At 61.5% G+C, this 13,055-nt stretch carries 12 protein-coding genes; 10 read left to right on the forward strand and 2 right to left on the reverse strand.

Annotation, left to right across the window (positions count from 1 at the left end; genetic code table 11):
* Positions 1–101: 101 nt before the first annotated feature.
* The 7 genes from ACN0SO_RS07775 to phoB all read left to right on the forward strand — a co-directional run bounded on the left by ACN0SO_RS07775 (position 102) and on the right by phoB (position 8,122).
* The gene (locus ACN0SO_RS07775; RefSeq protein ID WP_417676228.1) at positions 102–1,430 is read left to right on the forward strand and encodes an ATP-binding protein; all 1,329 of its coding nucleotides are present in this window, start codon (positions 102–104) and stop codon (positions 1,428–1,430) included.
* A gap of 455 nt (positions 1,431–1,885) precedes the next feature.
* Positions 1,886–2,932 (forward strand): substrate-binding domain-containing protein, encoded by a 1,047-nt coding sequence (locus ACN0SO_RS07780; protein WP_417676230.1) that lies wholly within the window; start codon positions 1,886–1,888, stop codon positions 2,930–2,932.
* Between the two features lie 70 nt (positions 2,933–3,002).
* Positions 3,003–4,463 carry a phosphate ABC transporter permease subunit PstC gene (gene pstC, locus ACN0SO_RS07785; RefSeq protein WP_417676232.1) on the forward strand — a complete coding sequence of 487 codons (1,461 nt, stop codon included), beginning with the start codon at positions 3,003–3,005 and terminating at the stop codon, positions 4,461–4,463.
* On the forward strand, positions 4,460–5,821 hold the full coding sequence (pstA, locus tag ACN0SO_RS07790; protein WP_417676234.1) for a phosphate ABC transporter permease PstA: 1,362 nt from the start codon (positions 4,460–4,462) through the stop codon (positions 5,819–5,821). Before pstC ends, pstA begins: the two co-directional genes overlap by 4 nt.
* A gap of 15 nt (positions 5,822–5,836) precedes the next feature.
* Positions 5,837–6,640, forward strand: a complete 804-nt coding sequence (gene pstB, locus ACN0SO_RS07795; protein WP_417676236.1) for a phosphate ABC transporter ATP-binding protein PstB — start codon at positions 5,837–5,839, stop codon at positions 6,638–6,640.
* Between the two features lie 33 nt (positions 6,641–6,673).
* Positions 6,674–7,384 carry a phosphate signaling complex protein PhoU gene (gene phoU / locus ACN0SO_RS07800; protein WP_417676238.1) on the forward strand — a complete coding sequence of 237 codons (711 nt, stop codon included), beginning with the start codon at positions 6,674–6,676 and terminating at the stop codon, positions 7,382–7,384.
* Positions 7,385–7,426: 42 nt separating this feature from the next.
* Positions 7,427–8,122 (forward strand): phosphate regulon transcriptional regulator PhoB, encoded by a 696-nt coding sequence (gene phoB, locus ACN0SO_RS07805; RefSeq protein WP_417676240.1) that lies wholly within the window; start codon positions 7,427–7,429, stop codon positions 8,120–8,122.
* Positions 8,123–8,218: 96 nt separating this feature from the next.
* Here the strand turns inward: phoB and ACN0SO_RS07810 are convergent, their stop codons facing one another.
* Positions 8,219–8,770, reverse strand: a complete 552-nt coding sequence (locus ACN0SO_RS07810) for a GcrA family cell cycle regulator (protein WP_417676242.1) — start codon at positions 8,768–8,770, stop codon at positions 8,219–8,221.
* 401 nt (positions 8,771–9,171) lie between these two features.
* On the opposite strand from ACN0SO_RS07810, the gene ACN0SO_RS07815 reads away from it, so the two are divergent.
* The 3 genes from ACN0SO_RS07815 to ACN0SO_RS07825 are packed head-to-tail and all read left to right on the forward strand — an operon-like array spanning position 9,172 to position 12,303.
* Positions 9,172–10,374, forward strand: coding sequence for an aspartate aminotransferase family protein (locus tag ACN0SO_RS07815; protein WP_417676244.1), 1,203 nt, complete (start codon positions 9,172–9,174; stop codon positions 10,372–10,374).
* 11 nt (positions 10,375–10,385) lie between these two features.
* On the forward strand, positions 10,386–11,300 hold the full coding sequence (gene argF, locus ACN0SO_RS07820; RefSeq protein WP_417676421.1) for an ornithine carbamoyltransferase: 915 nt from the start codon (positions 10,386–10,388) through the stop codon (positions 11,298–11,300).
* 13 nt (positions 11,301–11,313) lie between these two features.
* A complete protein-coding gene (locus ACN0SO_RS07825; RefSeq protein ID WP_417676246.1) occupies positions 11,314–12,303 on the forward strand; it encodes an Hsp33 family molecular chaperone in 990 nt (329 codons plus the stop codon).
* On the opposite strand, the gene ACN0SO_RS07830 is transcribed toward ACN0SO_RS07825, so the two are convergent.
* Positions 12,300–12,944, reverse strand: a complete 645-nt coding sequence (locus tag ACN0SO_RS07830; RefSeq protein ID WP_417676248.1) for an alpha/beta family hydrolase — start codon at positions 12,942–12,944, stop codon at positions 12,300–12,302. The two genes, ACN0SO_RS07825 and ACN0SO_RS07830, sit on opposite strands and share 4 nt — an antisense overlap.
* Positions 12,945–13,055: the final 111 nt, after the last annotated feature.

Here is a 13,055-nt window from a genome sequence, read left to right on the forward strand (position 1 = left end):
TGCCCACCGTCACGCGCCGTGACGACAGCGCCGTCTTGGGAAGGGGCCAAGGCCGGTGAACTGATCCGCCAAAGGGTACCCGCAACAGCCTGCAATTGAAGATGGCCGACAAATTCACTTCGCCAGACGATCTGGCCATAGACCTTGAGGGGGCCGCTCCGTTGTCGCGGTTCCGCGACGCCCGCTGGCTTCTGTTCGTCGGATTGGTGCTGGGGGCCGTGGCGTCCGTATTTTACGGGGTCCCCGTGCTCGCTTCCCTGTCGGGTGTCGTCATCCTGGCGACGGTGGCTGCGTTTGCGCCGCGCCGCTCGCGGTCGATGAGGCTGCAGGCCGGCAAGAGGCGCCAGCTTCGGCGCATGTGGCCTGGAACCGGCATGAAGGTAACGGTCGATGCCTTGCCGGTTCCCTGTTTCGTTGCCGATGGCCGGGGCATTACCCGTTATGTCAACGCGGCCGCGATTGACTATTATGGACAGGTCAAGCCCGGAGATCCCCTGTCCTTCTCCCTGCGCGCGCCGTCCCTTCTGGAGGCCTTCGACCGTGTTTCGACCACGGGCGAGCCGGAGCGGATCCACTGGCAGGAAAAGGTCCCGACCGAAGCCTTTTTCGAGGCTCATGTGGCGCCCGTCTACATGCCCGGGTCCGCGGGTGCCGGCAATCTGCCGGCGACACCGGATTTCATTCTGGTGGTCATCAACGATCAGACCGAACAAAAGCGCCTGGAACGGATGCGGACCGACTTCGTTGCGAATGCGAGCCATGAACTGCGCACGCCGTTGGCATCCCTGACCGGTTTCGTGGAGACCTTGCAGGGGCCGGCAAAGGACGATCCGGATGCGCGGGAGCGGTTCCTGAAGATCATGCTGGATCAGGCCGGTCGCATGCGCAGGCTGATCGACGACATTCTGTCCCTGTCCCGAATCGAGCTGAAGGCGCATGTCCGTCCGGCTGCGTCCGTCGACCTGATCGAGATCGTCCGCCACACGGCCGATGCGCTCGCACCGCTTGCGCGCGATTTGGGAATGACGATTCGCACCGAGGTCGATGTTGACGACGCCATCGTCAGGGGCGACCGCGACGAGTTGATCCAGGTGGCTGAAAACCTTGTCGAGAATGCCTTGAAATACGGCGGGGACGGGGAGTTCGTGGATATCCGGATTTCCATGAAAAAGAATGGCGATCCGGCGGAACACATCTGCCTCTCGGTCCAGGACTATGGGGCGGGGATCGCGTCGGAACACGTCCCCCGCCTGACGGAACGCTTCTACCGGGTCGATGTCGGCTCCAGCCGCGCGATGAAGGGAACGGGCCTCGGCCTTGCGATCGTGAAGCATATCCTGGCACGTCACCGGGCTCGGCTCGAAATCGTCAGCTCCCCCGGAAAGGGCTCTGTGTTTACAGTTCACTTTCTGCCCCCCGAAGCCTCCTGACCCTGACGCCTTACAAGCCCGTAGCACACCAGGTTCCGCCTGCCGGATCGCTCGGCGGAAGGAAAACCCGCTCTCGGGCGGAGCATCCACGCCCCTATGTTTCCCCCAAATGGTCGGGCCGGCGATCTGCGTGTGCATCGAGGCGGGCAAATCCGCAACTGACGTTTCGGAAGTTATGAAGAGAGGGATTTACAGCGCCGTTTGCGCGTCGCTTCCCAAGCCCGGCCGGTCTGGTCCGAGCGGTAGGATTCTTGTCATCCTGATCGGCCGATTTTGTCATGCTTTTATTATTTGGGGAAAAAAGAATATATAATTCAATAATTTGAACAGTCACAAAACTGATACATAACCGTCATAGAAGTCTCACGAACGAGGCCTAGGGTCCGCTCGTCGTCGGGGCTTACACGGTCTCTTCGATTATCCAACAAACCTTGACATTCAAAAGGAGTGGTCAAGTGAAATTCAAGACCCTCGTTAGCGTGGCAGCACTGTCTGTTGCCGGAACCGTTGTCGCTGGTGCCGCTCAGGCGCGCGACCAGATCCAGATCGCTGGTTCGTCCACCGTTCTGCCGTACGCGTCCATCGTTGCTGAAGCATTCGGCGAAAACTTCGAATTCCCGACCCCGGTCGTTGAGTCGGGCGGTTCGGGTGCCGGCCGCAAGAAGCTGTGTGAAGGCGTCGGTGAAAACACCATCGACATTGCCAACTCCTCTTCGCGCATCAAGCAGTCGGACATCGACCTTTGCGCCCAGAACGGCGTTACCGAAATCCAGGAAGTCCGCATCGGTTATGACGGCATCGTCTTCGCCAGCGACATCGATGGTCCGGCTTATGCCTTTACCCCGGCTGACTGGCACAAGGCTCTTGCTGCCAAGGTGCTGATGGACGGCAAGCTGGTCGACAACACCTACAAGACCTGGGATCAGATCCGCTCTGACCTGCCGAATCAGGAAATCCTGGCCTTCGTTCCGGGCACCAAGCACGGCACCCGTGAAGTGTTCGAAGAAAAGGTGATCGTCGCCGGCTGTGAAGAAGACGGCACTTTCGAAGCCTTCATGGCAGAGAACGGTGGCGACAAGAAAGCTGCCAAGAAGTCCTGCATGAGCCTGCGCACCGACGGTGCGTCCATCGACATCGATGGCGACTACACCGAAACGCTGGCTCGCGTCGACGCCAACAAGAACGGTCTCGGCGTGTTCGGTCTGTCCTTCTACCAGAACAACACCGACAAGCTGCAGGTTGCGACCATGTCCGGCGTGACCCCGTCCACCGAAACGATCGCTTCCGGCGAGTATCCGGTTTCCCGTCCGCTGTACTTCTACGTGAAGAACGCTCACCTGGACGTGATCCCGGGCATGCAGGAATACATCGAGTTCTTCGTGTCTGACGAAATGGCCGGCCCGGACGGCCCGCTGGCCGCTTACGGCCTGGTTTCCGACCCGGAACTGGCCAAGACCCAGGAAATGGTCAAGAACCGCACTCCGATGGGTCCGCTGAAGTAATCTCCAAAAACGACCGGTGGCGCACGGATTGCGCGCCACCGGTTTCCATTTTTGATTATGGCGGAAAGCGATGAGCGTGGGCATTCTTATCCTGATTTTGCTGGGCCTTGCTGTGCTCGGTTACTTCGTAGGCAGGCAGCGTGCCTTGTCCCAGGCGGCGAATGACAGCCGCAAACTGCACTCCCTTCCAAGTTATTACGGACAGTACCTGGCACTGTTCACGGTCGTTCCCGCCCTGCTTCTTCTGGCTGCCTGGCTGTTCGTACAGCCGATGCTGATTGAAAGCCGCGTGAGCGGAATGATCCCCGACAGCGCCATCCCTGAAGGGGGCGCGCGCAGTCTGGTGATGTCCGACGTTCGCCGGATCGCGGACGGCCTGGATGCCCTGATGGAGCAGGGGGGGCTCGGTGAGGACGATCTGGCCCGGATGCGGGCCGACTTCACCAATGTCCGCAGCCGCCTCGCCGATGTCGGCGTCGCATTGGGGTCCAACGTTCCCGTCGAGGTATTCGACGCCGCCAAGACCTATCGTTCCCAGCAGAAAAACGGCTCACTGCTGATGACCATTGCCGTTTTGGGTCTGGCACTTGCCGCCGGAGGATGGGCCTTTTCGCGCATCCGTCCCGATCTGCGTGCCAGAAACAACAGCGAAACCTTCGTCAAGGCACTCCTGATCGGTTCGTCGATGGTCGCGATCCTGACGACCGTCGGCATCGTCGCCTCGCTGCTGTTGGAGACCTTCAACTTTTTCAAGCTGTATCCGGCGAAGGATTTCTTCTTCTCCACCGTATGGAACCCGCAATTCCGCGGCGGATCGGATCTCGGCATCCTGCCGTTGTTGTGGGGCACCTTCTACGTGTCGTTTGTGGCATTGCTGGTGGCCGTTCCGATCGGTCTGATGATCGCCATCTATCTGTCCGAATATGCCGGACGAACCGTGCGCAATCTGGCGAAACCCGCCATCGAGGTGCTGGCCGGTATTCCGACGATCGTCTACGGTCTGTTCGCCCTCATCACCGTCGGCCCGTTCCTGCGCGACTGGCTCGCACAGCCCTTGGGGCTTGGAACTTCGTCGTCGTCGGTTCTGACCGCAGGCCTGGTGATGGGTATCATGCTGATCCCCTTCGTGAGTTCGCTCTCCGACGATATCATCAACGCGGTGCCGCAGGCGATGCGCGACGGCTCCTACGGACTGGGAGCGACCCAGTCGGAAACCATCCGGCAGGTCATTCTGCCCGCGGCCCTTCCGGGCGTTGTCGGTGCGATCCTGCTGGCAGCCAGCCGCGCCATCGGGGAAACGATGATCGTGGTCCTGGGGGCCGGGGCGGCCGCCAAGCTTGGCCTCAATCCCTTCGACGCCATGACGACCGTCACCGTCAAGATCGTCAGCCAGTTGACCGGCGATACGGAGTTCGCCAGCCCTGAAACGCTGGTGGCCTTTGCCTTGGGTCTGACTTTGTTTGTCTTCACACTGGGGCTGAATGTGCTGGCCCTCTATATCGTGCGCAAGTACCGGGAGCAGTACGAATGAGCGACGCAACCGCAATGGCTGACGCTGCCGCAACCGCAGGTCCGCGCAAGGGGTCGCTTCTGGTCGTCGACAAGCGCACCAAGCAGCGCAACGCGGCGGAAGCCCGCTTCCGCCTCATCGGGCAGATCGCGGTGACGATCGGCGTGCTGGCGCTCGTGGGCCTCCTGACTTCGATCCTGATGAACGGTCTGTCGTCCTTTCGCCAGACCTACATTGCGGTCGATGTTTATCTTGACCCGGCAAAGCTGGACAAGAAAGGCGATCGCAATCTCGATGACATCGCCAAGGTCACGACCTTCGGTTATGCGCCTCTGATCAAGAAGGCGCTTGCCGACAAGATGGCGCGGGAGGGGATTGTCATCGACGGGTTGAGCGAAAAGGACGCGGCGGAACTGATTTCCAAGGAAGCCCCGGCCGATCTGCGCCGTTATGTGCTCGCTCATCCCTCGAGCATCGGCAAAACCGTCCCGTTCAACCTGCTCGCCTCAGGGCGTATCGACGGCTACTACAAGGGCCGCGTGACCATGGAGAGCGCGGAACTCGATCGGAACGTGTCTCCCCAGCAGCTCATGCTGGCGGACAAGCTGAAGGCGGACGGTGTGCTCACGACCCGGTTCAACTGGGAGTTCTTCACCGCGCCGGACGCATCCGACACCCGGCCCGAGGCCGCGGGCCTCGGCGTGGCGATCCTGGGGTCGGCCTACATGATGCTCGTGGTGCTGGTCCTGTCGTTGCCGCTGGGGGTTGCCGCTTCGATTTACCTGGAAGAGTTCGCGCCCCAGAATACCCTGACCGACATTATCGAGGTGAACATTGCCAACCTCGCCGCGGTGCCGTCGATTGTTTTCGGTATCCTTGGCCTGGCCGTGTTCATCAATTTTGCCGGGCTGCCGCAGTCGGCGCCGATCGTCGGCGGCCTGGTTCTGACGCTGATGACCCTTCCGACGATCATCATCGCCACCCGCGCCGCCTTGAAAGCGGTGCCGCCGTCGATCCGCGATGCGGCTCTGGGCGTGGGCGCTTCGAAGATGCAGTCGGTCTTCCACCATGTGCTGCCGCTGGCCATGCCCGGCATTCTGACGGGAACGATCATCGGTCTCGCCCAGGCACTCGGGGAAACCGCTCCGCTCCTGCTGATCGGCATGGTGGCCTTCGTTCGGGAATATCCGGGGGCTCCGCCGGAAGGATTCTTCGATCCGGCGTCCGCTCTCCCGGTCCAGGTCTATAACTGGACCCAGCGCGGAGACCCGGCCTTCGTCGAGCGCGCATCGGGAGCGATCATCGTTCTCCTGGTCTTCCTGGTGCTCATGAACCTCATCGCAATCATTCTCCGCCGCCGCTTCGAGCGCCGCTGGTAAGGAAAGTACAGTTCCATGAACAAAATGCCCGAAGTCGAGCAGAAGGCTGTCGAGATGTTGAATGAGCCGAAAATCGTCGCACGGAAGGTGCAGGTCTATTATGGCGACACCCACGCCATCAAGGATGTCGATGTGGACATTCCCGCCCAGTCGGTCACGGCCTTCATCGGGCCTTCGGGTTGCGGCAAGTCGACCTTCCTGCGCAGCCTGAACCGGATGAACGACACCATCGACATCTGCCGGGTGAAAGGCGAGATCCTGATCGACGGCGAAGATGTCTATGACCCCAAGGTCGATCCGGTTCAGCTTCGGGCCAAGGTCGGCATGGTGTTCCAGAAGCCGAACCCTTTCCCCAAGTCGATCTACGACAACGTCGCCTACGGTCCGCGGATCCACGGCCTGTCGCGCAACAAGGCGGAACTGGATGACATCGTGTCGTCCAGCCTGCAGAAGGCCGGTCTCTGGGAGGAAGTCAAGGATCGCCTCGATGCGCCCGGAACGGGTCTGTCCGGCGGGCAGCAGCAGCGCCTTTGCATTGCGCGTGCCATTGCCGTCAACCCGGAGATCATCCTGATGGACGAACCCTGCTCGGCGCTCGATCCGATCGCGACGGCCAAAGTGGAGGAACTGATCGACGAACTGCGCGAGAACTACACGATCGTGATCGTGACGCACTCCATGCAGCAGGCCGCGCGTGTTTCGCAGCGAACCGCCTTTTTCCACCTGGGCGTTCTGGTCGAAGAAGGGCCGACGGAGGACATCTTTACCAATCCGCAGGACAAGCGTACGCAGGATTACATCACGGGCCGCTTCGGCTGATGCACTAGACCAGAATTTGCGGAGAGATACAGTATGACCGATCATACAGTTACGGCCTATGACGAAGAACTGACGGCGCTCAAGAGCCGGATTGCTGAAATGGGCGGCCTTGCCGAGACCATCGTCAACAACTCGGTGACGGCGCTTGTGACCCAGGATCTGGGGCTCGCCCAATCCATGATCGACCACGACGTGCGCCTCGACGAACTGCAGCAGGACGTCGAAGTCAAGATCGTCGAGATCATTGCCCGGCGCCAGCCGATGGGCAGCGACCTGCGCGAAATCATGGCCGCCGGTCGCATCGCCAACGACCTGGAACGGGTCGGCGATCTGGCCAAGAACGTGTCCAAGCGCGTGATCGCCATCGACAACGACCTGCAGTCCAAGAAGCTTTCCATCGGCGTGGAGCACATCGCCGAGCTTGCCCTGGCGCAATTGAAGGAAGTTCTGGACGCCTATACGAAACGCGACGCCGCGACCGCCAGCCACGTGCGCGAGCGGGATTCGGAGGTCGACGCGATCTACACCTCGCTGTTCCGCGAACTCTTGACCTACATGATGGAAGATCCGCGTAACATCACCCAGTGCGCACATCTGCTCTTCTGCGCGAAGAACCTCGAGCGGATCGGCGACCATGCCACGAATATCGCGGAAAACGTCTATTGGATGACGACCGGTGAACGGCTTGAGGACGAACGTCCCAAGGTCGATGAGACCGGCGTTACCGACAAGGAAAACGCCTGACGGGCCATGCCCGTCTGGCGGGATGACTCGGAGCTCATGTAAATGCCGAAGGTACTCATCGTTGAAGACGAGGAACCGCTCAGCCTGCTGCTGAGATACAATCTGGAAGCTGAAGGATATTCAGTCGAAACCTGCGAACGCGGAGACGAAGCGGAGATCAGGCTCAGGGAGAGCCAGCCGGACCTGCTGCTGCTGGACTGGATGTTGCCGGGCCTGTCCGGGATCGAGCTTTGCCGTCGCATTCGTGCGCGTGAAGACACCGAACGCCTGCCGGTCATCATGCTGACGGCCCGCGGCGAGGAAGCGGAGCGTATCCGCGGACTGTCGACCGGTGCCGACGATTACGTGGTCAAGCCGTTTTCGGTGCCGGAACTGATGGCGCGTGTCCGTGCGATCCTGCGCCGGGCAAGCCCTGAAGTCGTCTCTTCCATGCTGCGCTCCGGCGATATCGAACTTGATCGCGAAACCCACCGGGTTCGCCGGAACACCAAGGAAATCCATCTGGGACCGACCGAATTCCGGCTCCTGGAGTTTCTGATGACCTCGCCCGGCCGTGTGTTCTCCCGCGAGCAGCTTCTCGATGGCGTCTGGGGACACGACGTCTATGTGGACGAGCGCACGGTGGACGTTCACGTCGGCCGTCTTCGCAAGGCATTGAACCGGGGCAAGGCAAAGGATCCGATCCGCACGGTGCGTGGGGCGGGGTATGCGTTCAACGACCAGTTCGCCGTCGCCTGATCAGCCTTGACCTGAACAATCTTCAAACGGAAATGACAAAAAACCCGCCGGTTTGGCGGGTTTTTCGTGCCGGGAAATGGAAGTGGCTGCGCGCTCTTAAGAAGCGCGCGCCGCCGTGTTTGCTGTGTTTGCCACCCGGCGGTCCCGGCGGCGGTCGCTGACCGGCTGATAGGCGATCTTGCAGTGATGGGCACAGTAAGGCACGCCCGGATCGGAATGGCGTCCGCAGAAATAGAAGTCCTCGCGGCTCGGATCGCCGATCGGCCATTTGCAGGTCCGTTCCGTCAAGGTCAGGATCGTCGCCCGCTCCGAAATCGGCACCAGCTCGGCGATCGGTTCCGCCTGCCGTTCGATCTCGGGGGCGGGAGCCGGGGCCATCTTCAGGGCCGTTGCGCCGCGCGACTGGGGCTGCTGCGTATTCTGACGGCTGGCCGAAGAGGCGGGAGAGGCTGGCGATGAGGGCCGGTTGCGGCGCGGCTTGCTGGCCGGCGACGGCGTCTTTGCCCGGCCGGAAAGGCCCAGGCGGTGAACCTTGCCGATGACCGCATTGCGCGTGACGCCGCCGAGTTCTCCGGCGATCTGGCTTGCGCTCAGGCCCTCGCTCCAGAGTTTCTTTAAAAGCTCAACGCGTTCCGTCGTCCAACTCATTTGCCGCACCCCTTGGTCCGTAGCGCTTGCCTGAAGGCATTAACCCGGTGTTAAGGCGCGTGTGAACGCGCCAGTCATGGCATATATAGTGCCGTGATTTGATTTAATGCACGAGATATCGTGGCTGATGGGTTGGAGATTACAATAGGGAGAAAAGCGCAGGCAAGTTGCCCGCCTGAATGAGATGGGGAAGAACTGACTTTTCCCCATAAATGGCGCAAATCATGCCGCTCTCTGGAAGTGGCTGATTTGCGCCATTTGCATTGACACAAAGCCCGGGAAGCAGTGTATAAGGAGACCTGAACTGCGCGTGCCGCCTCTTTGGGGCGGCACGTTGCGTTTTGGCCTTCAAAGGGGCCTGAGGCGAGCCGGAAAACCCGGTTTCCAGAGGAGTTGAATCAATGTCTGCGACTGCGCTGTTCGCGAATTACGCAAGATCGAGCCTGGAGTTCGATCATGGGGAAGGTGTCTGGCTCGTGACGAACGACGGCCGACGTTTTCTCGATTGCGGTTCCGGCATTGCGGTCAACTCCGTCGGCCATTGTCACCCGCATCTGGTCAAGACCCTGAAAAACCAGGCCGAAAAGCTCTGGCATGTGTCGAACCTGCATAAGGTGCCGGATCAGGAGCGGCTTGGCCGCCGCCTCGCCGAGGCGACCTTCGCGGACAAGGTCATGTTCTGCAATTCCGGCGCGGAAGCGATGGAAGCCGCCATCAAGACGGCGCGGCGCTACCATTATGACCGCGGCGAGCCCGAGCGCTTCCATATCGTCACCTTCGAAGGCGCGTTCCACGGCCGGACCATCGCCACGATCGCGGCCGGCGGTCAGGCAAAATACCTTGAAGGCTTCGGCCCCAAGGCACCCGGTTTCGACCAGGTTCCCCCCTGCGACATGGAGGCCCTGAAAAAGGTCGTCGGCCCGCAGACGGCGGCAATCGCCATCGAGCCGATCCAGGGCGAAGGCGGTATCCGCGAAATCCCGGTCGACTTCCTGCGCCAGCTGCGCAAGCTGTGCGACGACGAAGGCATTCTGCTGATTTTCGACGAGATCCAGACCGGCGTCGGCCGGACCGGCAAGCTGTTTGCCCATGAATGGGCCGGGATCACGCCGGACCTCATGGCGATCGCCAAGGGCATCGGCGGCGGGTTCCCGATGGGCGCCTGCCTGGCGACGGAAGAGGCGGCCGCGCCGATGGTTCCCGGAACTCACGGCACCACCTTCGGCGGCAATCCGCTGGCCATGGCTGTCGGCAATGCGGTCCTGGATGTCGTCCTCGCTGACGGCTTCCTGGAAGGTGTCCGGTCCAAGGGCCTGTCTTTCAAGCAGAAGCTCGCCGGACTGGTCGACAGTCATCCGAAGGTTTTTGCCGAGGTGCGCGGCACCGGCCTGATGCTGGGTCTCAAATGCTTGGTTCCGGTCGGAGATTTCGTCGGCGCGGCCCGTGAAGCCGATGTGCTGGTCGTGCCCGCCGGTGACAACGTGGCGCGTGTCATGCCGCCGCTGACCATTTCTGAAGATGAAATCGGCGAAGCGGTTGCACGCTTTGAAGCCGCGGCAATCGCGATCGAGCAGACACTGATAGCAAAAGGAGCGGCAGAGTGACCAGCAACGGTATGTCGCGGCATTTTCTCGACCTGACCCAGTTCGGCGGCGACGAGCTTCGCCATATCCTGGATGCCTGCAAGCGCATCAAGAAGACCCGAAACGGCGTCCGCCGCGGCGAGGGGATCCTGGCCGGCAAGGTGCTGGCGATGATTTTCGAACAGCCCTCGACCCGGACCCGCATTTCCTTCGATGTCGGCATGCGCGAGCTCGGCGGCGAGACACTGATGCTGACCGGCGCCGAAATGCAGCTCGGCCGGGGCGAGACCATTGCCGATACCGCGCGTGTCCTGTCCCGTTTCGTCGATGCGATCATGATCCGGATTCTGGACCACGACCAGCTCAATGAATTGGCCGAAAACGCTACCGTTCCGGTCATCAACGGCCTGACCAAGGAATCCCATCCCTGCCAGATCATGGCCGATTTGCTGACGTTTGAGGAACATCGCGGCGCAATTACCGGCAAGAGCGTCGCCTGGACCGGCGACAGCAACAACGTGCTGGCCTCCTGGGTGCATGCCGCGCCGCGCTTCGATTTCGAACTGCGGATCGCCACCCCGAAGGAACTCGCACCGCCGACGGACCTGATCGAAAAAGCCCGTGCCGACGGGGGCTCGATTATCGTCACCGACGACCCATATGAAGCGGTAAAGGATACCGATTGCGTGGTGACCGACTGCTGGGTTTCCATGGGAGACGATGACGAGGAAAACCGTCACAATCTCCTCAGTGCCTATCAGGTCAACAAGCGCCTGATGCAGGAAGCCAGGCCGGACGCGCTTTTCATGCATTGCCTTCCCGCCCACCGGGGTGAAGAGGTGACGTCTGAAGTGATGGACGGGCCGAATTCCGTGGTCTTCGACGAGGCGGAAAACCGCCTGCACGCGCAAAAGGGTATCCTTGCCTGGTGTTTTGACGCGGTTTGAAGGACGTAAGCTTTTGGCGTTCAATATTGAGGATTATGGCGTAAGCCCCGCAGGGCAGGACGCGGTGCGCCCCTTTGCGGTGGAAGGACTGGACGTGCGCGGACGGGCGGTGTCGCTCGGCCCCGTGGTGGAAAAGATCCTGGAGCGACACAACTATCCGGAGCCGGTTTCCAGGGTGCTGGCCGAGGCGATCGTGCTGACGTGCCTGCTTGGAACATCGCTCAAGTTCGACGGCCGATTTACCCTGCAGACCCAGACCGACGGGCCGGTCTCCATGCTGGTCGTCGATTTCACCTCGCCCGACGCGGTGCGCGCCTGCGCGAGTTTCGACGCGGAAAAACTGGCTCAGGTCACGAAAAACGGTCCACCGTCGGCCGAACAGCTGCTCGGCCGCGGGCACCTTGCCATGACCATCGACCAGGGCCGGCACATGCAGCGCTATCAGGGGCTGGTCGAGCTCGACGGCATTTCGCTGGAAGAGGTTGCCCGCCGCTATTTCGCCCGCTCCGAACAGATCCCGACCGAGGTCCGCCTTGCCGTCGGCGAACTTTTCACCCGAAACGAGGGCGAAGGGCCGTCGCACAACTGGATTGCCGGCGGCGTCATTGCCCAGTTCCTGCCCGAAGCGCCCGAACGCATGCGCCAGGCGGACTTCGCACCGGGCGACGCACCGGAAGGCGCGGCCGTTCATGATATCGACGATGATGATGCCTGGGTGGAGGCGAAAGCGCTCGTCGAAACGGTCAAGGACGTGGAACTGACCGACCCGGAAGTGACCGTCGAACGGCTGCTGTTCCGTCTGTTCCACGAACGCGGCATCCGCCTGTTCGAACCGCAGCCGATCGTCGACCGCTGCCGGTGCTCGCGCGAAAAGGTCGTCGGCATCCTGAAAAGCTTCAGCGCCGAGGAAATGGCGGACATGAAAGAGGACGGCAAGGTGGTCGTCACCTGCGAGTTCTGCAGCACCCGCTACGAATTCGATCCTGAAGAGGCGACCGGCTAGCCTATCTTCTCCGCAAAACCGGCAACCGCCTTTGCGGCCTCGGCGATGTTGCCATCGAGCGTTGCCGGGGATTTTCCGCGCGGACCGAAGTCGTGATTGCCGTCTTCCAGATAGACAATGGACACCTGTTCCGGAAGGGAAATCTCGTCCAGCTCGGCGCGCGATCCGAACGGGTCGCGGTCGCCCTGGCAGATCAGTACCGGCCGTTTGGCCCCCTGAAGCGGCTCCATGCGCCAGTCCGCATCCGCTTTGCCGGTCGGATGGAACGGATAGCCGAAACAGCACACGCCCTTGACGCGGCCGGGCAGGGAAGCGCCGCCCGCCAGCATGGCGGCCACGCGCCCGCCCATGGATTTGCCGCCGATCAGGATCGGGCCTTCCCTTTCGGTCATGAGCGCCTGCAGGGCGGTCTGGACCTCGCCGATGAGCTTGTCCGCTTTGGGCGGCGGACGTTTGGATCCGCCCGTCCGGCGCCCGGCCATATAGGCAAACTCGAACCGGGCGACTGCGATCCCGTTGGCGGCCAGTGCCGCGGCCAGCCTGTTCATGAAGGCGGAATCCATAGCAGCCCCGGCTCCGTGGGCGAGCAGGAGGGTGGCGATCGGTGGGGGTTCCGGGTGTGTCCAGAGAAAGTCGGGCATTGAAGATTAGGATCCGTTGGAACGAGCTGAATTCGGGGAAATGATCGATATCGGCTTTTGAGCCTTGCTCAGGTGTCCGTCAACCGGATTGGCGACTTTTCCGCGGTTCTG

Source organism: Roseibium sp. (assembly GCF_048260565.1).
GTDB lineage: Bacteria > Pseudomonadota > Alphaproteobacteria > Rhizobiales > Stappiaceae > Roseibium.